Consider the following 20,224-nt stretch of genomic DNA (forward strand, 5'->3'; position numbering starts at 1 on the left):
AATCACCCCTTTCTCCTTTCTACAATCTACTGGTACGTGGATCAAACATGATGCGTAGACCATCTCCTAAAAAATTTCCTGCTAAGACTGATAACAATATAGCTAATCCAGGAAAAACCATCATCAATGGATTGACAAATATCATACTATACGCTTGATGAAGCATCCCCCCCCAGCTTATTTGAGGTGATTGTGCCCCCATTCCTAAAAAGCTCAAAGATGCTTCTATTAAAATAGCTAGGCTAAAACTAAATGATGCTTGAACAATTATAGGAGAACTTATATTAGGAATTATATGGTTCATCATAATCCATATTGGACCCGATCCAGATATTTTCGCCGCCTCTACATAAGGCTCTCTTCTGATTTGTAAGGTTTGACCTCTAGATAGGCGAGCAAATTGCGGTGTAAAGATGACACCAATAGCGATCATAGCATTCCAAAGATTCACACCTAAAGCACCGGTGATTGCAAGGGCTAATAAAATAGCAGGAAAAGAAAGAACAGCATCAACAATTCTCATAAAAATATCGTCAATGATTCCCCCAACATATCCTGATATGACCCCAAGTGGGACACCTATAAAAAGAGGAATTAATATCCCGACTATACCAGCTTGAATTGCAGCTTGCCCTCCTATTAAAGTACGTGTAAAAATATCCCTCCCTAATTCATCTGTTCCAAACCAATGTTCACTATTGGGTGGAGCCATTATATTTGATAGATCCTGTACATCCGGATCATAGGGAGCAAAAAAATAAGCGATTATAGATAAAAGAATTAAAAATATTAAATATACGAAACTGTAAAATGCAAGTTTCTCATTATATAACTTAGTAAGGAACAGTCTGATCATCAATTTATCCCCCTATTTAAACTCGATTCTAGGATCAAGTAGACCATAGATTATGTCGGTAATAAAATTGATCACTATAATCATTAACACCATAATTAACACTACACCTTGAAGCATGGGGAAATCTCTTTGTAAGATTGAATGAACTGCTAATTGACCCATACCAGGTAAAGCAAAAACCGTTTCCATTACTACAGTTGCTCCAAGCATATTTCCAAATAACAAACCAATTGTAGTTATTACAGGTAATAGCGCATTCCTAATTCCATGCTTCCACATAACAGACCACTTAAGTAAACCTTTTGAAAATGCAGTACGAATATACTCTGATTCCATCACTTCTATTAAAGACGAACGTAATTGTCTTGTTATTTGCGCTGCTCCAAACGCCCCTAAACAAAAGGAAGGTAACAAGGAGCTCTTAAAGAAGTCCACAGGGCTTTGAGTTACGCTAATAAACCCAGTTGCTGGTAACCAGCCTAACTGTACACTAAATATGACAACAAGAATCATGGCTAACCAGAAATTAGGGATTGCTGTCCCCAATACTCCAAAAAATCTAGCAATATAATCTAAGAAACTATTTGGTTTCAATACTGAAGTCAGTGCAAAAACCGAGCCAAATATGAAAGAAAAAAACATAGCTAACAGAACGACTTGGAAGGTTACGCCTAATCTTGAAATAACAGTCTGACTTACATTCTCCCCAGTAAATAATGATCTACCTAAATCCCCTTGAACTGCATTTCCAAGCCAATTCCAATATTGTGCTAATATAGATTGATCTAGACCTAATTGTGAACGTAGTGCTGCTATTTTTTCCTCTGTTGCATTTTCACCTAGTAATGCAACAGCAGGGTCTCCCGGTATTAATAGAATCAGGGAAAACACTATTAGAGTGGTAATTATCAACATCGGTATTACATACATGAGCCTTCTTAAAAAAAATTGAACAAACAATTTATTCACCGCCATTTTCTAGCCATAAAAATGAAAATTTAGGCTTTCCTAATAATGTACCTTCGAAGCCTTTTACTTGAGGTGACATCACTCCAATAGAAGGAACAAACATTATTGGTATTGTCATTGCGTCATCATGAATTGCTACCTCATTTATCTCTTTATATAATGCTGCTCGATCTTCTTGGTTATATGCTGATGCTGCCTTAGTAATTAATTCTTCACGAATTTCGGTTGTTTCTCCTCCTGCATTATAATAACCATCTCCACTCAATAATAAGTCTACTGTTTGTAAAGGATCCGGTCTTCCTGTCCATGATGTTAAGTTAGATTCAATTTGCTTTTCACTGAAATAAAGAGAAACACCTTTCGTTAACTCCATTGGTTCAATATTTATATTAAACCCCGCTTGTTTTACTTGCCCTTTAATGGCTTCTGCGATTCTTTGATATACAGGAGTTGATGGTACAAACATATTAAAACTTACTTCATTGAGACCTACTTTTCTGAGCAACTCCTTTGATTGTTCTATATCATAAGGAATCTTAAGTTCCTCGCTCGATGCCCAATATTCACTTGGAAAAGCTTGATAAGCTGGTTCACCCTCCGAAAAAGTAAGCGCTTCCACTAAAGATTCTCGATTTATTGCCACTTGTAGTGCCTGCCTTACTTCCTTTTTATTAAAAGGCGCCATTTTTGTATTTAAATAGATATTATAGAATGCTATTTTCATTTTTGAATTCAATAGAAGATTTGCATCATGTTTTAAGGCCTGTGCGTTAACTGAAGATACATTCCAATAAAATTGTACTTGATTAGACTTTAATGCATTTAACCTTGTATTTTCATCAGGCATAATCTTGATATTAATCTCGTCTAAATATGGCAGGCTATCCTGCCAGTAATCTTGATTTTTCACAAAAATAATCTCGCCATTTCTTACCCACTTTTTCATTTTGTACGGACCTGTTCCAACAGGATTCTGAGAAAAATCTTCCCCATATTTCTCTAAAGCTTTTGGTGATACCATCATCCCAGAACGATCAGATAAGGCTAATATAATCGAGGAATCCGGTCGACTTAAAATTAGTTTCACAGTAAAATTATCTATCACTTCAACCGCTTTAACATTTGATAAATCAGATATATTAGATTCATCAGATAATACACGCTCTAAATTATATTTTACGGCTTCTGCATTAAACTCAGACCCATCATGAAATGTAACATTTTCCTCCAAATAAAGAATAATGGTATGGTCATCTGGCATTTCCCATTTTTTAGCCAAACTTGGAACTGCTTCTAAATTAGCATTATATCCTACTAATGTATCGTAAACTGGATACAACAAAGCATGGTCATTACCTGAATTACCTAAAATAGGATCATAATTACTTACATCTGAATCATAAGCTATGTTTAATGTTCCCCCAGATTTCGGCTCACTAGAAATATCTGCATCTTGATTAATTAATGAATCTGATTTTTCATTACTAGAACAACTGGACACGAGCAGAAGTAAACAAATAATAAAAAGATAGATTTTCAGAAATTTTCCCATCCTCATTCCACCTAACTTAGATTTTCTTCCTTTATTAATCTCCTTCTTATAATTTTCCCTGTCCCTGACTTAGGTAGTTCCTTTAAAAATTCAATATGCCGAGGATATTTATAAGCTGCCATTTTCTCCTTGCACCAACTAATCATTTCATCTTTATCAATCATTTTAGTTGCATCTTTTAGAACAATAAATGCTTTAACCGCTTGTCCTCTAGTTCTATCATCTACACCAATGACTGCAGATTCAAAGACTTCCGGATGTTTATTTAGCATTGATTCGACTTCTTCAGGAAATACGCTATATCCTGAGCACTTAATCAATTCTTTTTTTCTACCTAAAAAATATAAATATCCCTCCTCATCTAATTTTCCAATATCTCCAGTTAATAGCCACCCATCCCAAAAGGCTTCATCCGTTTCCTTGAGTTTATTTTTATATCCCTTAAAAACACCTGGGCTTTTGATCACTATCTCTCCTTCCTCATTATTTGCTACTTCTTCCCGTGTATCAGTTGAAATAATTTTAATCTTAGTATCGGGAATCGGCTTTCCAGTTGTACCAAACTTAATCTCATCTGGCCCCATTACAGCATCCGCTGTATGAGTTTCGCTTAATCCGTAAGCTGATTCAAAGAGTGGAGATTTTGTTATGTTTTCCCATTTGTTGATAATCTCTTCAGATAAGGGAATGCCAAAACTTGTGCACCCATTCATTCTTAGAGAACTGAAGTCAACTTCAGTAAATAAGGGATGATTCATCATTTGAACATTCATAGGAACTACAGTTTGCATGACCGTTATCTTGTATTTTTCAATTGCCTCTAATATAAGTTGCGGTGAAAAACGATTAAAAAGGACAATCGTACTACCGCTTAATAACGCTGTGTTCATCCCTAACATACCTGCAATATGACATAAAGGCATAACAGCTAAAGTGACATCTTCTTTTTTATATTTTCTAACTTTTGCCATCATATAAGATTTATAGTATGCATTCTGAAATGTTAACATAGCACCTTTTGGTAAACCCGTAGAACCTGATGTATATACAATGAGCCCTATATCGTTTTCCATATCAATAGGTACACTTGTATAACTAATCTCTTCACCATGAATAATATTGGTTAAATTAACTTCATTTTCCTCTAATTCATTTCCTGTATAGAGATTATCTACATTTGTAGTTAGAATTATTTGCAGCTCTAATTTGGCTACTACTTTTCTTACTATAGGTAGTAAATCATCAGTAGTAAGTATTACTTTGGCTTGTAAATCATTAAGTTCATATTCTAATTCCCACTCTTTAAACATTGGGCTACATGGTCCTACAATTCCACCTATCTTCTGTATAGCAAGATAACTAATAATAAATTGAGGACAATTTTGCATATAAATGGCTACAGAATCTCCTTTCTTAAGCCCGCAATTTGAAAGGTAACCAGCAACTCGATCTGACCAACAATTTAATTCCTTATAGGTGATTTTTTGATCGTTGTATATAATTGCTACTTTATTAGGCATGCTGTCTACATGTTCTCGTACTAATTCATGAATAGGAATCATCCTATTTCTCCAACTCAATAATCTCATCTCCTTCATTCACAAATTCACCAATTTTGACTTTCAATTGTATAACCTTTCCAACTGAATTTGATTCGATAGGTATTTCCATCTTCATTGATTCTATTATGGCTACAATTGAGTTCAACGCAACGTTTTGTCCTTCTTTAACGTACAATCTGTTAACAGTACCTGAAACACTAGAAATGATCCTCACTATTATCACCCCTCAATGAATGCGTTTACATTCTTAATAATTAGAATATTCTTAACAAAATTGTATTCATTTGTTATCCTTAATACAATGTATATATTTTTATAAAAACAAAAAATATTATGTGGGAAATCACATATGAGAGGAGAATCAAATGGATACTTCCCTTTTTCTACATTACATAAATAAATACATAACAAATTTTCATATATGGCTTTTCTCTCCCAAGAAACAAAAGTGGTTTCTTATTAATATCAATGAAATGATTAATACAGAAATAATTAATGGAGACGGCTTACCAATATATAAGAAAGAGTTTTTAACATTAGATTATCCGAATGAATTTAAAATATCTATTCAATCTCTTGAAGGTGAAGTACTGTATGATAAACAAGACATTCTCAAGATATACCACTCACTCTACCCACTATATACCTTTCACATAGTAAAAAATAAAGATATTGAATTAGAAAAATTCATAGAAGGAATGAATAATATCGCTGCTTCACTTGATCTACAAAACTTACTTTCAAATATTTTAGATAATGTAGCATCTGTTATACCAGGTGCACAAACATCAGCTTTTTGGCAATATAACCCCGTCATAGATCGTATAGAGTGTAAAGCATTTCGTAACTGGAAGCCTGAAATTCAAAACGTATTTTACAAGGTTGGAGAAAGTGTGACTGGGAAAACATATCTTGATGGAAAACAAAGAATTTACTACTCCTTTCGCAAAGCAAACGAAGCAATGAAGGGAACTTCAAAATCAAACTTAAAGTTATTACAAGATTCATTTCATGGTTCAAGAGTTAAAGCTTCAATTACGGTGCCAGTCAAATTTGGCGATGAAATTAAAGGAGTGCTAGGTATTCACCAAGAGAGCAGCTCTAGAAAGCTAACCTCTTGGGATATCCAACTTATTAATGCTCTCGCATCCCAAATAGCTATTGCAATTGAAAATGCAAGGCTTTTTACGGAGATCAAACGAAAAAATACTGTTCTAAGTAAAAGAAACGAAGTCCACACAACTTTAACTCAACTATCTGCTCAAAACAAAGGGGTAAAAGCGATTGCTAGTGAATTAAACAGAATGATAGAGCCCTCTGTCAGTTTTATTGATTTGATAGAGGAAGAATATTATTCAACTAAGCCTATACCCCTTACTATTGAAGAAACGAATAAAATTATAAATAAGAGAACCAACCCGTTATTTATATCGATTTATGATATAAAACACGGACATTCTCAATATCGAATACAACCAATTTTTGTGGGTGAGGTATGTACCGGTTGCCTCATCATAGAAGGAAAGAAACACCTTACACAATTAGAAAATATGATAATTGAAAGAGGTAGTGTCTTTTTATCACTAGAACTAGCTAAAAGGCATACTATTACTGAAGTTTATTACAAAAAAATGCATGATTATTATCAGCTTTTATTAGCCAATAAAAACTCTTTTTTATTAGAAAAAACCGGACTAGAATATAATTTTCAAATAAAAAATTATCTATTAACGGTAATTGTCGAATTTTCACACTACAATGATCTACAATTCCTAGAAACCAAAGTTCACCACTTCGTTTGGTCAATAAAACAAAGATTCTCTACTGTAAATAAACTAGTGTTCGGCATTAATAATAGAGTAACAATTCTATTTACGTTTCATGAATTGGACACACTAACTGATATTAAATACAAACTTAATGAACTTTCAAACTTCTGGATATATACTGAGCATATGAAATTTTTTATAGGTATCGGACGGATTAAAACTGGTATAGAGGGTATACAAATAACTCATCAAGAGGCAGAAAAAGCAATTACTTTTCTTCAATCTAAACAAAAACCAGGCTTACTCCATTACTCTGATATAGGAATTAATCGCTTATTCCTTCAAAGTCCTAACGAAGAACTAAAAGATTTTATAAAAGAAGTTTTTCAACCACTAGAGAATTATACATATCTAGAAAACACATTAATTATCTATTTTGCACAGAATCGTTCTGCAAATAAAACGTCCGAAAAACTGCATATTCATATTAATACCCTTTATCAAAGGTTAAAGAAAATAGAGGAATTAACCGAATTGGAGTTAGATAATCATGAAAATTCTCTAAAGATTCAATTGGCTTGTTATTTAAAACAAGAATTACTTTGACCACTATGTTAGAAAGTTATTTGTAGTTAAAAAGGATAATTAAAATTATATAAATAAAAAAAAGATAGATGTACCCAAACGTCTATCTCTTCTTTCACTTTCATTCTTTGGCTTATTCTCCCTCTCTCCTCCTTTTCAACTTTTCTCCAATCGCTAAAAATGATGGAACTAAGACTGGTAGCATGATCAGGCTTAGCATGATAAGGCCGATTATGACAACTAGTGCTACTTCGATTAGTGTGATCACACCTGAAGGAATGAGGGCTGCGAAAGTTCCCCCTAAAATAATGGCAGCGGATATAACTACGCCTCCTATATTTTTTGCAGCAGTTAAAATAGCTGCTACTGGGTTTCCATCGACTTCATTAAATCGCATCATAAGGAAGATACTATAGTCAATCCCGAGGGCGATAATCATAATAAAGCCAAAGAATGGTACATTCCATGCGAGCTCACTTACGCCAAAAATGGATTGACTTATCCATTCACTAATCCCTAATGATGTATAGTAGGCTAATAGAAGTTATACATTGGCTGCATAACAGATCGTGTGATAATCATAAGCACAATGCCAATACCAATTAGCATAATGGTTGCCGTACGCGCAAAATCTTCTGTCGCATATTTTGCAGATCGAGATTTTGCTGAGTTTGGCCCCCGATTGCATATTCAGCATCTTGTAAAACTGTTGCATTCATACTTGCCGGTACTTGACGATTAACTTCCTCCATCACCTTCATCGCTTCATTTGTATTCCAGTACAATTGTTAATGTGGTCATTTTTTTATCATCAGACAAATACATATTGAACGCCTGCTGAAATTCTTCGCCATTAAGCACTTCTTCTGGAATAAAGAATTTTTCAGAAGCTTTCGATGCACTTAAACCACCAAGATACTTCTGGGCATCCTGTAAACCTTCTCCTACTTGATTTAATCCGTCTGTGCTATCTGCTAAGCCCTTGTGTAATTCCACCATTTTTTCACTTAAACCGTTTAAACCTGTTTGGAGCGTGATTTGCACATCATTGATTTGTCCCAATCCTGATGCTAATTCGCCTGTTCTTGTTACCATTTCATTTGATGCAGTTGCACCATTTTCTAGTCCTGATTGTAGCTCATTTGCACCTGATTCCAATGCCTCTAAGCCGTTCTGAAGTTCTGATAATCCATTATCTACTTGCTTAAGCCCCTCAGTTTGCTGCAGCAAACTGAGACATCGCCATTTCATATTGCGGATAAGCACTCTCCAATTGTGCGATTAGCCCTTGTACTTGTTGCTTCGCTTCCCCTGCTGTCCCTAATGCTATTTGTATTTGTTCATCAGATGCAGCTTCTGGATTTTCCCCAATATATTTTGTTAATGATTGTTCGATTTGCGTGAAAGCTAAAGACATACTTGTTGCAGCAGTATTCATCTGTGTAAAGACATTTCCTGTATTCGCAAGACCTGATTGCAGTTCGGTATAACCATTCAATAATGTGCCAGTTGCTCCTGAAAGTTGTTCTACACTCGACTTCACATCTGCAATTCCCAGGTTTAACTCGCTGGCCCCACTACTCCCAGATTGAATTCCTACTGTTAATTCATTCAATGCCTCTTCTAATGTGGCAGCCCCATTTTTAGCGTTGGCTGTGCCATCGATTAATGTTTGGACATCATCTATTGATTACTATTTTGGTTGCTTGATAATTCCCCTTCGGCAGAGGATAACCATCATGGATTGTTCCTATCCCTTTGTCTGCATCGCCAATTCCTTCATTTAATTGATCGGTTTGATATCTAAATATAATTCTAGTATTTTCTCTCTAGCTGGTCTTGTCACAGATTGTACCTTGGATACTCCATTAACTGCTAAAATTTTCTCTGTCAATTCATCAATCGCTTGCAATGATTCTTGTTGATTAAGAGATTGATCACTTTTCAACACTAACGTTGCCGGTGCTGAGAAACCCGAAGGATAATGCTCTTCTATGCGATTGATTCATTGTTTTGATTCAAAGGAATCATTCCTTTTGGGAATAGAATAATATATTTTTTTTATTTTACAAGAGAAAAGAGAGAGGTATTTGGACTTTGATCAAAAATGGCAGACTTGCCATGATTATAGGAAGATGTACACAAACAACTTTTTAACACACCATCTGCGTTTTTGTGAGTTTGGGGTTATATATGGTTTGCGCGCAGCTATTTGTTTACCACTCCTCGCTTTTGCGCGGATTCGTCATTTGCGCGCAATTCTTTGTTTACTACTCCTCGCTTTTGCGCATATTCATCATTTGCGCGCAGTTCTTTGTTTGCTACTCCTCGCTTTTGCGCGGATTCATGGTTTGCACGCAATTCTTTCTTTGCTCCTGCTCACTTTTGCGCGTATTCTTGGTTTGCGCGCAATTCTTTCTTTGCTCCTGCTCACTTTTGCGCGTATTCTTGGTTTGCGCGCAATTCTTTCTTTGCTCCTGCTCACTTTTGCGCGTATTCTTGATTTGCACGCAGTTCCCTACCTTTTCCTTCCCACTTTTGTGTGTATTCATTACTTAAAGAACAACTCACCTAACGATGCCTGACTTGTTCACAAACTTCTACTTCACTTATCTTCCTAACCCCTCCTTGTAGAGTAGAGAACTGATTTCAAGAAGGTGACCTTTCGGTTACCTTCTTTACTTTCAGCTCCCCCTCATCAAACCGTACGTGAGGTTTTCCCTCATACGGCTTTCCGACGTTCTTCTTTCTTTGGCTTTACGTACTCACTCAACTTGCCAATTTCACTAATATGAATTGTGTTTCTCTTACTGTATCTTGAATATATGCGTGTTTATGCCGCCTATTTCTCTTCTTATTATTGAAGAGATTCAGTCGTTGTAACACATACCAATCTATGCGATTCAACCACCTCTTAGATAATGGAGAAAGTTGATAGTAGTTCTTAAATCCCTGAAGTTTCCGATTTAAACCCTTTACCATATCCTTTATATCCATTAATAATTTACTTCGTGGTTGTGTATAGTCTTTAATTTTCTTTCGCATTTTCTTCATGGCCTTCCTACTAGGGATATGATTCATGATAAAGAAAGTACGTCCCCCTTTCTTACGAACGGGGAATTTACGATAATGGAATCCTAGAAAATCAAAACCATCAGAGCCATCCCAAATATTAACTAGTCTTGATTTCTCTTGATGTATAGAGAGATCCAGTTTTTTCATAATGGCTTGTATCACTTGCCCACCTTCTAATGCCTGTTGTTTCGTCTTACATAAAACGACAAAATCATCGGCATAGCGGATAAGTGTACCTATATGACTAAATTTCTTTTCCCATAATGTATCCATCACGTTTAAATAGATGTTTGACAATAAAGGAGAGATGCCTCCTCCTTGAGGAGCGCCTAAAATGGAGTTTCTTTGTTTTCCTTCTTCCATAATTCCTGCTTGAAGCCATTTTCGAATCAACTTTAGTACCTTACGGTCACTTATTCGCTGTTCTACTAACTTCATTAGCTTATGAGGGTTGATGTGATCAAAGTAACCTTGGATATCGACGTCTAATACCCAATAGTTATGTTTACTCTCTTTACGTATCTTTGGGCATTTCTTTTGGGACGAAAACCCCATACAAACCGTCTTTAAAGTCTGCTTCAAAAATAGGTTCAATCACTAATTTGGTTGCCATTTGAGCCACTCGGTCTTTAATGGTCGGAATACCTAATGGTCGTTTCTTACCATCATCTTTTGGAATAAAAGTTCGCAGAACTGGTTGTGGGTGATATTGATTTCTCCTCAATTCCACGTACAGTTCATTTAGAAATTTCCCCTCGCCATACGCTTGGATATCTTCTAACGATTGTTTATCTACTCCCGCACTTCCCTTATTGCGTTTCACTCTTTACCATGCTTCCCATAAGATATCAGGTCGATAAATCTTATCATATAGCGCGTGAAATCTTCTTGTTTTACTTTCCTTGGCACAAAGATAAAATGTTTTCCAGAGTTCTTGAGCTTTGGCATTATTGGTGTAGTTAGCCATTTTCTTGGCATTCACTGACTCTTACCTCCTTTAAACATATGAACGAAGTAGGGTACTGGCTCTTGCCGTCCTTCCCTAGATAACGTTGTGTTGTCGTTACCATCATCGGTACTATGACCCCCTCCGACTCCCTCTCGTCCATCCACCATTTCGTTTCCACTTATAGGTTTCTGCTTTACTTTTTAGTGACGAGGAGGGGATCCCCAGTTCCGTTAATTACTGTACTAACATGTCGATCTCCATACCCCGAGGGATTCTTCGATGCTGTTCTTCCAAGTTCTTCACATCTTCCATGGTTTTCGCTCATATTCGCCGAGCTCAACTTCCCTTTTATCCTCTATTGAGGGGTGTAATTCACGAGGCGGCAAGATTCACTTTATGTTACAACCTGTTAGTTCGCTAGCACTCTCTTTAAGAGTTACATTGTCACAGGGCTTCAACCTTAGGGTTTCTCCACCAGTTGCCTGTCAGCTATTGAGCGCCTTGGTGCTTACTCAGATTGGACTTTCACCAATAAGCAATTAACGGCTTCCTAACCCCTCCTTCATATAGCAAAAAGACTGACTCAAGAATAGAGTCAGTCTTTTTGCTACAAATTTACTTCACCGATTCACGTACAATAAAAGAAGCGGTAGTTGCCTCTTTCAATTCTTCTAATGTTACACCTTCTTGTAGTTCTACCAGTTCCATTCCTTTTTCAGTGAATTCGAAGACTGCCATGTCCGTAATAAGTACATGCACAACTCCTTCACCAGTTAGTGGCAATTCACAACTCTTTTTCACTTTAGACTCACCATATTTATTACGATGGTCCATGATGACAACGATGCGTTTTGCTCCTTGAACAAGGTCCATGGCGCCACCCATACCTTTAACCATTTTTCCTGGTATCATCCAATTGGCTAAATCACCTGTTTCAGATACTTCCATACCACCAAGGATAGCAAGATCGATATGACCGCCACGAATCATAGAGAAGGATTCTGCGCTATCAAAATACGAAGCATTGCGTTTAGCTGTCACTGTTTCTTTTCCAGCATTGATAAGATCAGCGTCTACTTCAGACTCTTTCGGGTAGCTACCAATGCCCAATAAACCATTTTCGGATTGAAGCATCACATCAAATTCTTCAGGGATGCGATCTGCAATTAAAGTAGGCATGCCAATACCAAGGTTTACACACATACCATCTTTAATTTCTTTTACTGCTCTATTGAGTATTTTTTCTCTTCCACTCATGATTATGTCCTCCTTTTAAGCTTCTTTTCTCGTTGTTAGTCTCTCTATTCTTTTCTCATAAGCTTTTCCTTCATATACATGTTGAACATATACGCCCGGTGTATGAATCTCATCTGCATCTAATTCCCCCGCACCAACTAACTCTTCTACTTCAACAATCGTTATTTTTCCTGCTGTCGCCACAGTTGGATTAAAGTTACGAGCTGTTTTTCTAAAGACTAAGTTGCCAAATGGATCTGCTTTCCATGCTTTTACAAAAGCGAAATCCGCTACAATGCCTCTTTCTAAAATATATGTTTTCCCATCAAATTCTTTATGTTCTTTCCCTTTAGCAACCTCTGTGCCTACACCAGTTGCTGTGTAAAATCCTGGAATTCCAGCGCCACCAGCTCTTAACCTTTCAGCTAATGTACCTTGAGGAACGAGTTCAACTTCAAGCTCACCGCTTAAAAATTGTTTTTCAAATGTTTTATTTTCTCCTACATAAGAGGCGACCATTTTTTTGATTTGTTTATTTTGTAGAAGTAAGCCTAATCCCCAGTCATCCACACCACAGTTATTACTGTATACCGTTAGTTCCTTCGTTCCTTTTTCTTGCAGGGCTATAATTAGTTTCTCTGGAATTCCACATAAACCAAAACCACCTACTGCTATAGAAGCACCGTCCTGAACTTGTTCTAACACTTCATCTAAAGATGTAATTATTTTACTCATGGTATGACTCTCCTTCCATCTTCCTTATAAACTATTAGTTTAAATAAATAGTGAAATAGCAAAAGCTAATGCAAATACAGTAATCGTTTTTAATATTGTCAACACAAAGATATCTCCATATGATTGTCTATGTGTTAAACCTGTAATCGCTAATAATGTAATAACAGCACCGTTATGAGGAAGGGTATCCATTCCACCAGAAGCCATAGAAGCAATTCGATGAAGTAATTCTGGCGAGATACCTAATGTTTGTGCCATCTGTAAATATTGTGCACCCATTACCTCTAATGCGATTGATAACCCACCTGAGGCAGACCCAGTTACCCCTGAGAGTACGTTCACAGCAATTGCTTCAGAGACTAACGGATTATTGCTTGCATTAAACACCCAGTCTTGAATCGCTGTAAAACCCGGTAGCGTTTTCACAACATTACCGAAGCCAACTTCAGAAGCAGTATTAAAAATTGCTAGCAATGAACCCATAGCGGCTGTCGTTAACCCTGCTGCCAAACCTGTTTTAATTTTTCTCACATTCGTGAGCATTGCGACAATTATTCCGATCGTTAATGCTGCAACGAGTGCCCATGTTGAAGTGACTGTACTTGGATCAGCAATATTGTATTGTTCAGAAAGCTGCGATGCATCATACCAGAATTTCGCAGACCAACTTGTGCGACTAAAAATAAAGTTTAATGCAATCACGACAACAAGTGGTAAGATTGCTAACCAAAAACTTGGTAACGTATTCGGGTCGACTTTTTCAGGCTCGTTTTTATGCCCTGTACCATAACCTTCGCCATTCGCAAGCGCTTTCCTTCTACGACGTTCTAACCAAATCATCCCGCCAGTGAAGATAATAATTGCTCCTATGATACCTACAAGAGGTGCGGCATAAGCATCTGTTCCAAAATAATTCGTTGGTATAATATTTTGAATTTGTGGCGTACCAGGTAGTGCGTCCATTGTATACGTGAATGCTCCTAATGCAATAGCGCCTGGAATTAACCGTTTAGGAATATCAGCTTCTTTGAAGATAGCTGCAGCAAACGGATAAACAGCAAATGCGACGACAAATAGGGAAACGCCTCCATATGTTAACGCAGAACATGCAAGTACAACAGCTAAAATAGCATGTTTTGACCCTAGTGAGGATACAATTGTCCTTGCAATGGCTGCTGCTGCTCCTGTCATTTCCATCACTTTTCCGAAAATCGCACCTAGTAAGAAGATTGGGAAAAATGATTTGATATAATTAGCTGCATTCGACATATACGTCTCTGTATAGCTTGGTAATAATAACCCGCCAGATATGACAACAGCTAATAACGTAACAATTGGGGCAATAATAATAACTGGATAACCACGATAAGCTAAGAAAATTAAAAGTCCTAATGCTAGTATAATAGCAAAAATCTCAATAAACAATGAAATCCCCCTTTATTTTCGCTAACAAATCAAACTGACTTCTCCCCAGAGTCGTCCGATTGTTGCTTTTCTCCCCCTTTGTAACTCCCTCTTACTTTCACCTGTAGAAAACGTTTTCATTTCCATATACATCTCCCCCAAAATTTCTCTTGGAGTCATACTGACAATAAACCGTCTGTCAAAACTATGCAATGAATGTGCCAACTTAAAAATTCCCTCTATTCTTATTCTTTTTTATATTCATTCTCATTTTTTCGCAAAAACCGTTCAGAAAAACTGTCACTTTTAAGACACTGCGGTTTTTCTGTATGGATTTACGCACACTTTAAGAATATCCACTCAGTTATTGTACGGATTACTTAACACATTTACGTAATATCGATTCATTTATCTTTTTCGTTTTTGTGAGATAGGGGGGGTACAGATAATGTGGATAAACGTTGATATCCACACTTCTCTTGGGATTTCTACTCTTTTTTGTGGACAAATCGTCATTTATTCCCCGCATTTCTTCTGGATTTTCCACTCTTTTGTGTGGGGAAACTCTAATTGCCACATTCCTTCGGGTTTTTCCAATCTTTTTGTGTGGATAATTAACAATCATCATCTTGTGTTTGACCGTTTGGGGTATCATACACAAAAAAAATCCTACCAAACACGATACAAGTATTTGGTAGGATCCCGTTCTAAACCTTACTTACTCTTCTAGCAAATGATATTTGTTCATTTTTTCATACAATGTCGTACGGCTAATGCCGAGACGTTTGGCTGCTTCTGTTTTCTTTCCACCAACTGCTGTTAGACATTGAAAAATGGTCTGTTTTTCTGTTTCTTCCATGACTTCTGCTAAGGTACGTGTAGGTACTACTGTTTCTTGTAATTTAATATTTGCTGACAAGTGCTTCGGTTCAATAAAACAATTAAGATCAACCATATTCATCGCGCGCTCGATTACATTTTCAAGTTCTCGAATATTGCCTGGCCAATGGTAGTTTTTCAAGATATGGAGCGCCTTTTCGTCAATCCCCTTGACTGGTTTTGCCATCATTGTTGCGTATTTTTCTGTAAAATAATGAGACAGTCGTGAAACATCTTCTTTTCTATCTTTCAAAGAAGGGATGGTTATTTCCATCACCTTTAGGCGATAGTAAAGATCCAATCGGAATTCTCCTTTATCAACCATATCCTCTAGATTACGGTTAGTTGCTGCAATAATACGAACATCAATGGCTTTACTATTAGTTGAACCGACTCGTTCCACTTCTTTTTCTTGTAACACGCGCAATAACTTCACTTGCATATGAATGGGCAGTTCACCTATTTCATCTAAAAAAATCGTGCCTCCATCTGCTGTTTCAAACTTTCCTGCTTTGCCGCCTTTTCTTGCACCTGTAAACGCTCCTTCTTCATAGCCAAATAGTTCGGATTCAATTAATTCAGCTGGGATAGCAGCACAATTTACTTTCACAAACAGCCCCATTCCCCTACTGCTTGCCTGATGAATCGCATGTGCAAATAACTCCTTGCCTGTCCCGCTCTCACCTAAGAGCAACACATTAGAGTCATTTTCGGCCACTTTGACTGCTTGGGCTTTTACTTGTTTAAAAGCAGGCGATTCACCAATTAAATGATGAAAAGAGTATGATGCTTTATTACTTTCTCTAAAATCACCTTTATATTTCTTCAACTCTTTTTCCAATGAGTGTAATCGTTTAAATAAGGCGGAAAACTGACCAACATTTTTAAATAGGAGCTTTCCAACCGCACCTACTACTTTTCCATTTTTAAAAATAGGCGAACGAGTAGCAATCATATAGCCGCCATTTACTTTCTGTAAGGAAGCTGCTTCTTGCTTACCAGTTTTTACAACGATATGCATTCTCGTATTTTCGATCACTTCTGTAACATGCTTACCTATTGAGCTTTTCTGATCGACCTTCAAAAACTCCGCATATGCTTGTGTCAACAGAACGACATAGCCTTTTGCATCGACAAGCACTAAGCCGTCATAAGCATATTCGAGAATGTCTTCTATTAACATCTCATTCTCTTGCTGTCCTTGGCCGGTAGGTAGCAAATCTGCAGTCGCTTCATTTGACAGTGCACAAAGATACATATAAGCAGCACCATTTATACCTTCTAACCGTTCACCCTTAATTAATAGCTCTTTTTTATTTATTTTCATCTTCACGATTGTACTGAGAAGGAAATCTTGTTGGAGAAGATGAGTCATTTCGTTTTCATCGCCATCCATCATCCACAACAATCTTTGATTACAAAACAGTATCTCCTTTTGATGATTAAGTATCATCACCCCTAACGGCAGCTCATCTATGATTTTGTTAAATAACTGTTCATTCCTGATGGCATGACTGTTTTGCATCTTAGATCTCTCCTTACACTCGACTTTTTACAATCTGATAATTTTCATTATTATATCATAGCCAGGCAAATGAATATTTTTAATCACATAAAAGGTGTAGAACTTTTTATCGTTCTACACCTACGCATTATTTTTTCATTTTTGCTAAGCGAATAAAGGAACGGTCTCTTTCTAATAGTTTATTAGAGACCATCTCTCCTTCATATTGGAAAATCCCTTCACCTGTCTTTACACCAAGCTTCTTCTCGGATACTAAGTCAGAGATGATTGCTGGCGCTTCCTTTGTGTCATTTAATTCTGGAGCAACGTTATTAAATACTCTTTCCCAAGTATCCAATCCCCCGAAGTCAGCAATTTCAATCGGCCCTGTAAATGCCCAGCGGAACCCTGGCCCTGCGGTAATAGCCGTATCTATATCTTCAGCTGTTGCCACACCTTCAGCCAATAATGAAAAAGCTTCTCTCATTAAGGCTGTTTGTAATCGATTAGCAATAAAGCCAGACTTTTCTTTTTGTAAAATAACAGGTGCTTTGCCGATTTCTTTCATGATGTTTCTCACTTCTTCAACAATTGAATCAGAAGTCTGTTCATGTTTAATAATTTCTACTAACGGAACTAAATGTGCTGGGTTAAAGAAATGCGTGATCACCATTTGATTAGCAAACGTGCACTTCTCCATTAATCTCGTAATTGGAAAAGTCGATGTATTTGAGGCAACGATCGCTGTTGGTTGCTTCAATTCTTCCAACTGTTTATATAAATCCCACTTCCATTCAATCACTTCTGGTATTGCTTCAATAATTAAATCTGCTTCCTGAACTGCTTGAGATAATTCAGTGACATATCCAATGGCATTCAAGCTTGTATCCGCTTCCTTTTCTGATAACACTTTCTCTTCAACAAGTAATGCTACATCTGCAGCTACTCTTTTTTCTGCTTTATGTAATAATTCATCGTTTAAATCATTCAGTATTACGTCGTAACCTTTAGTTGCAAACGATATCGCAATACCTGTCCCCATTACACCTGAACCAATCACAGTAATATTTCTTATCATCGTTGTAACCTCCTTTAACTTTTCAAAAATTAAAAATGCAATTACTGTGCCAAAAATAAAATAATTGCGAAAACCGTGAATCTATGTTACGATTTTTCCAGTTTTAACTCCCCAACTCCCTATTACTGACTTTACACATCTTCATACTGAAATAAGCCACTAGATTGATATGGAGGAATGTCAAAATGGTATCTAATAAAGTGGCAATTATAACAGGTTCAGCACGAGGCATTGGTTATGAGATTGGCAAAATTTTTGCCGAAAACGGAGCCAAGGTCGTTCTTTCCGATATTAATGAAGAGGAAGTCAAAAAATCTGCGCAATCCCTTCAAGAAAAAGGGCTAGAAGTGTTTGGCCTGAAAGCTGATGTAACAAAAGAGGAAGACATTATCAGCTTGATTGAAGAAACACAGAAAACACATGGAAGAATCGATATCTTTATTAATAATGCCGGTTTGCAACATGTGGCACCCATTGAAGATTTCCCTACTGAGAAATTTGAGCTGATGATTAAAATCATGCTTACAGCACCATTTATTTCACTCAAACACGTATTACCAATTATGAAAGAACAACAATTTGGTCGTATCTTAAATATTGCATCCATTAACGGATTAATTGGATTTGCCAACAAAGCAGCCTACAATAGTGCGAAACATGGTGTAATCGGCTTAACAAAAGTGGCCGCACTAGAGTCCGCAGCAGATGGCATTACAGTCAATGCCCTTTGCCCTGGTTATGTTGACACACCACTTGTGCAAAACCAATTACAAGACCTAGCATCAACAAGAAATGTGCCATTAGAAAATGTCCTTGAAGAAGTCATCTATCCACTCGTTCCACAAAAGCGCTTACTACAAGTAAAAGAAATTGCTGACTATGCCATGTTCCTAGCCAGTGATTTAGCTGGAGGCGTAACTGGCCAGGCGATTGTGATGGATGGTGGGTATACGGCGCAATAAGTGACAAAAAGAGAAAACTAGCATCAAACTAAAAGAAGTGCTGTTCCTTAACAGTACTTCTTTTGATTATATTTACATCATTTTGAGTACTTTTTGTAAGCAACTTACTATCACGGCGATAAATAATACTATCCCACTATTAACAAGCAACATATAGCCTATTTGCAGACCATAAAAAACGGTAAACGGATCGCGGATTATAGAGATAGCTATTAAACTCCCCATACCACCAAATACAGGGGCAAATGCTAGAATAATGAGTGCTCCCTTGTATACACTTCTTTTTTTAAAAACTACAAATGCCCCTGCTATATTGGCAATGGCAATAAAAACAATCATCAAAATTGAAAGAATCACCATTTATCCTCCTTAGTCAAATCGCTTATTTTAAATCCGCATTCGCTAAGAAAGTATCCACTTCCTCTGCAAACTGTTGCGGCATTTGTGTATTCAGTTCATGGCTACCATTATTTATGATTTGTAATTGCGCATGAGGAATCAATTCTGCCAATTCTTTTGCAGTAGGCATATTTATACGGTCTTTAGAACCAGCCAATACTAAGGTAGGAATATTGATTTGATGTAATGAATGAGATAAATCATAACTTTCCATTGATTGGTAAAGGGGAATGATGGTTGATTTTTCTATCCCTTGCTTCCTCCATACTTTTGCTGGTATGAGCTTAAATATATATTTTTGCAACTGAAATATGCTTTTAATCTTCCATCCATTTACTAAGGAGTATGGCGTTCCCGATAATACCATACCTTTTAAATGAGGGTTTGTGATAAGGGATTGTTGTAATGCAAAACATCCTCCTAATGATAGTCCAATGATGATAAACGGGCCATCTATTGTATGAAGCACATTAGTTAAAGATTTAGATAACTGATTGAAAGTAATAGTTTCAGATGTTTTCACTAATTCATCTATAGAGATGAGCCTAGCATCGTATCCGTCCCCCATAAACTTCTTAACCTTTATCCAGCTATCATTGGTCTGGCCTAATCCATGCAAAAAAACTAGTTTCATCCGTTTCTCACCACCGATTTTTAATTATGCCCTGTAGCTTAGTTACTTTGTTTAGTTGATTACCTCGAGCTAAATT

The 20,224-nt window shown here is 36.7% G+C and carries 22 protein-coding genes and 1 pseudogene; 3 read left to right on the forward strand and 20 right to left on the reverse strand.

Annotation, left to right across the window (positions count from 1 at the left end; all coding sequences use genetic code 11):
• Positions 1 to 19: 19 nt before the first annotated feature.
• Genes LCM23_RS11215 through LCM23_RS11235 form a run of 5 tightly spaced genes read right to left on the reverse strand, consistent with a single transcriptional unit; the run spans position 20 to position 5,153 of the window.
• Positions 20 to 856, reverse strand: coding sequence for an ABC transporter permease (locus LCM23_RS11215; protein ID WP_224937026.1), 837 nt, complete (start codon positions 854 to 856; stop codon positions 20 to 22).
• A gap of 12 nt (positions 857 to 868) precedes the next feature.
• The gene (locus tag LCM23_RS11220) at positions 869 to 1,816 is read right to left on the reverse strand and encodes an ABC transporter permease (RefSeq protein ID WP_224937027.1); all 948 of its coding nucleotides are present in this window, start codon (positions 1,814 to 1,816) and stop codon (positions 869 to 871) included.
• 1 nt (position 1,817) lies between these two features.
• Positions 1,818 to 3,377 carry an ABC transporter substrate-binding protein gene (locus LCM23_RS11225; protein WP_224937028.1) on the reverse strand — a complete coding sequence of 520 codons (1,560 nt, stop codon included), beginning with the start codon at positions 3,375 to 3,377 and terminating at the stop codon, positions 1,818 to 1,820.
• Positions 3,378 to 3,388: 11 nt separating this feature from the next.
• The gene (locus LCM23_RS11230) at positions 3,389 to 4,957 is read right to left on the reverse strand and encodes a class I adenylate-forming enzyme family protein (protein WP_224937029.1); all 1,569 of its coding nucleotides are present in this window, start codon (positions 4,955 to 4,957) and stop codon (positions 3,389 to 3,391) included.
• Positions 4,941 to 5,153 carry an acetyl-CoA carboxylase biotin carboxyl carrier protein subunit gene (locus LCM23_RS11235; RefSeq protein ID WP_224937030.1) on the reverse strand — a complete coding sequence of 71 codons (213 nt, stop codon included), beginning with the start codon at positions 5,151 to 5,153 and terminating at the stop codon, positions 4,941 to 4,943. The genes LCM23_RS11230 and LCM23_RS11235 overlap by 17 nt, the downstream gene beginning before the upstream one ends.
• Positions 5,154 to 5,304: 151 nt before the next feature.
• On the opposite strand from LCM23_RS11235, the gene LCM23_RS11240 reads away from it, so the two are divergent.
• Positions 5,305 to 7,314, forward strand: coding sequence for a helix-turn-helix domain-containing protein (locus LCM23_RS11240; RefSeq protein ID WP_224937031.1), 2,010 nt, complete (start codon positions 5,305 to 5,307; stop codon positions 7,312 to 7,314).
• A gap of 112 nt (positions 7,315 to 7,426) precedes the next feature.
• On the opposite strand, the pseudogene LCM23_RS11245 reads toward LCM23_RS11240, so the two are convergent.
• From LCM23_RS11245 to LCM23_RS11265, 5 genes and pseudogenes are all read right to left on the reverse strand, one after another.
• A pseudogene (locus LCM23_RS11245) lies at positions 7,427 to 7,819 on the reverse strand (MMPL family transporter); the annotation flags it as partial.
• Positions 7,820 to 7,895: 76 nt separating this feature from the next.
• The gene (locus LCM23_RS11250; protein ID WP_224937032.1) at positions 7,896 to 8,078 is read right to left on the reverse strand and encodes a hypothetical protein; all 183 of its coding nucleotides are present in this window, start codon (positions 8,076 to 8,078) and stop codon (positions 7,896 to 7,898) included.
• A complete protein-coding gene (locus LCM23_RS11255) occupies positions 8,059 to 8,523 on the reverse strand; it encodes a hypothetical protein (protein ID WP_224937033.1) in 465 nt (154 codons plus the stop codon). Before LCM23_RS11255 ends, LCM23_RS11250 begins: the two co-directional genes overlap by 20 nt.
• Entirely contained in the window at positions 8,507 to 8,908 is a 402-nt protein-coding gene (locus LCM23_RS11260; RefSeq protein WP_224937034.1) for a hypothetical protein, read from the reverse strand. Before LCM23_RS11260 ends, LCM23_RS11255 begins: the two co-directional genes overlap by 17 nt.
• Positions 8,909 to 9,076: 168 nt before the next feature.
• The gene (locus LCM23_RS11265; RefSeq protein WP_224937035.1) at positions 9,077 to 9,244 is read right to left on the reverse strand and encodes a hypothetical protein; all 168 of its coding nucleotides are present in this window, start codon (positions 9,242 to 9,244) and stop codon (positions 9,077 to 9,079) included.
• Between the two features lie 139 nt (positions 9,245 to 9,383).
• Between LCM23_RS11265 and LCM23_RS11270 the strand changes: the two genes are divergently transcribed.
• Entirely contained in the window at positions 9,384 to 9,878 is a 495-nt protein-coding gene (locus LCM23_RS11270) for a hypothetical protein (protein WP_224937036.1), read from the forward strand.
• Positions 9,879 to 10,062: 184 nt separating this feature from the next.
• Here LCM23_RS11270 and LCM23_RS11275 read toward each other — a convergent pair whose 3' ends face one another.
• The 8 genes from LCM23_RS11275 to LCM23_RS11310 form a co-directional block, all read right to left on the reverse strand.
• On the reverse strand, positions 10,063 to 10,923 hold the full coding sequence (locus tag LCM23_RS11275; RefSeq protein WP_263624207.1) for a reverse transcriptase domain-containing protein: 861 nt from the start codon (positions 10,921 to 10,923) through the stop codon (positions 10,063 to 10,065).
• Positions 10,883 to 11,191, reverse strand: coding sequence for an RNA-dependent RNA polymerase family protein (locus LCM23_RS11280; protein ID WP_224937038.1), 309 nt, complete (start codon positions 11,189 to 11,191; stop codon positions 10,883 to 10,885). The genes LCM23_RS11275 and LCM23_RS11280 overlap by 41 nt, the downstream gene beginning before the upstream one ends.
• A 3-nt stretch (positions 11,192 to 11,194) precedes the next feature.
• A complete protein-coding gene (locus tag LCM23_RS11285) occupies positions 11,195 to 11,350 on the reverse strand; it encodes a hypothetical protein (RefSeq protein WP_224937039.1) in 156 nt (51 codons plus the stop codon).
• A gap of 582 nt (positions 11,351 to 11,932) precedes the next feature.
• The gene (locus tag LCM23_RS11290) at positions 11,933 to 12,574 is read right to left on the reverse strand and encodes a 3-oxoacid CoA-transferase subunit B (protein WP_263624208.1); all 642 of its coding nucleotides are present in this window, start codon (positions 12,572 to 12,574) and stop codon (positions 11,933 to 11,935) included.
• A gap of 15 nt (positions 12,575 to 12,589) precedes the next feature.
• Positions 12,590 to 13,288: a CoA transferase subunit A gene (locus LCM23_RS11295; RefSeq protein ID WP_224937040.1), complete on the reverse strand. Its 699-nt coding sequence runs from the start codon at positions 13,286 to 13,288 to the stop codon at positions 12,590 to 12,592.
• 39 nt (positions 13,289 to 13,327) lie between these two features.
• Positions 13,328 to 14,713 (reverse strand): GntP family permease, encoded by a 1,386-nt coding sequence (locus LCM23_RS11300; RefSeq protein ID WP_095371953.1) that lies wholly within the window; start codon positions 14,711 to 14,713, stop codon positions 13,328 to 13,330.
• Between the two features lie 697 nt (positions 14,714 to 15,410).
• Positions 15,411 to 17,096, reverse strand: coding sequence for a sigma-54 interaction domain-containing protein (locus LCM23_RS11305; RefSeq protein ID WP_224937041.1), 1,686 nt, complete (start codon positions 17,094 to 17,096; stop codon positions 15,411 to 15,413).
• Between the two features lie 127 nt (positions 17,097 to 17,223).
• Positions 17,224 to 18,153: a 3-hydroxyacyl-CoA dehydrogenase family protein gene (locus tag LCM23_RS11310; protein WP_224937042.1), complete on the reverse strand. Its 930-nt coding sequence runs from the start codon at positions 18,151 to 18,153 to the stop codon at positions 17,224 to 17,226.
• Between the two features lie 185 nt (positions 18,154 to 18,338).
• On the opposite strand from LCM23_RS11310, the gene LCM23_RS11315 reads away from it, so the two are divergent.
• Positions 18,339 to 19,115: a 3-hydroxybutyrate dehydrogenase gene (locus LCM23_RS11315; RefSeq protein ID WP_224937043.1), complete on the forward strand. Its 777-nt coding sequence runs from the start codon at positions 18,339 to 18,341 to the stop codon at positions 19,113 to 19,115.
• 72 nt (positions 19,116 to 19,187) lie between these two features.
• On the opposite strand, the gene LCM23_RS11320 is transcribed toward LCM23_RS11315, so the two are convergent.
• Complete coding sequence (locus tag LCM23_RS11320; protein ID WP_224937044.1) at positions 19,188 to 19,472, reverse strand: 3-isopropylmalate dehydrogenase; 285 nt, start codon at positions 19,470 to 19,472, stop codon at positions 19,188 to 19,190.
• A 25-nt stretch (positions 19,473 to 19,497) separates the two neighbouring features.
• Positions 19,498 to 20,148, reverse strand: a complete 651-nt coding sequence (locus LCM23_RS11325; RefSeq protein ID WP_224937045.1) for an alpha/beta fold hydrolase — start codon at positions 20,146 to 20,148, stop codon at positions 19,498 to 19,500.
• Between the last annotated feature and the right edge of the window lie 76 nt (positions 20,149 to 20,224).

The organism is Cytobacillus kochii (assembly GCF_020171845.1).
GTDB classification, from domain to species: Bacteria; Bacillota; Bacilli; order Bacillales; family Cytobacillaceae; genus Cytobacillus; species Cytobacillus kochii.

Bases quoted from the DNA above. Each gene is read 5' to 3' on its own strand.
- LCM23_RS11305 (WP_224937041.1), bottom strand. From the start codon at position 17,096: ATGCAAAACAGTCATGCCATCAGGAATGAACAGTTATTTAACAAAATC.
- LCM23_RS11215 (WP_224937026.1), bottom strand. From the start codon at position 856: ATGATCAGACTGTTCCTTACTAAGTTATATAATGAGAAACTTGCATTT.
- LCM23_RS11290 (WP_263624208.1), bottom strand. From the start codon at position 12,574: ATGAGTGGAAGAGAAAAAATACTCAATAGAGCAGTAAAAGAAATTAAA.
- LCM23_RS11325 (WP_224937045.1), bottom strand. From the start codon at position 20,148: ATGAAACTAGTTTTTTTGCATGGATTAGGCCAGACCAATGATAGCTGG.
- LCM23_RS11225 (WP_224937028.1), bottom strand. From the start codon at position 3,377: ATGGGAAAATTTCTGAAAATCTATCTTTTTATTATTTGTTTACTTCTG.
- LCM23_RS11310 (WP_224937042.1), bottom strand. From the start codon at position 18,153: ATGATAAGAAATATTACTGTGATTGGTTCAGGTGTAATGGGGACAGGT.
- LCM23_RS11315 (WP_224937043.1), top strand. From the start codon at position 18,339: ATGGTATCTAATAAAGTGGCAATTATAACAGGTTCAGCACGAGGCATT.
- LCM23_RS11240 (WP_224937031.1), top strand. From the start codon at position 5,305: ATGGATACTTCCCTTTTTCTACATTACATAAATAAATACATAACAAAT.
- LCM23_RS11275 (WP_263624207.1), bottom strand. From the start codon at position 10,923: ATGGGGTTTTCGTCCCAAAAGAAATGCCCAAAGATACGTAAAGAGAGT.
- LCM23_RS11295 (WP_224937040.1), bottom strand. From the start codon at position 13,288: ATGAGTAAAATAATTACATCTTTAGATGAAGTGTTAGAACAAGTTCAG.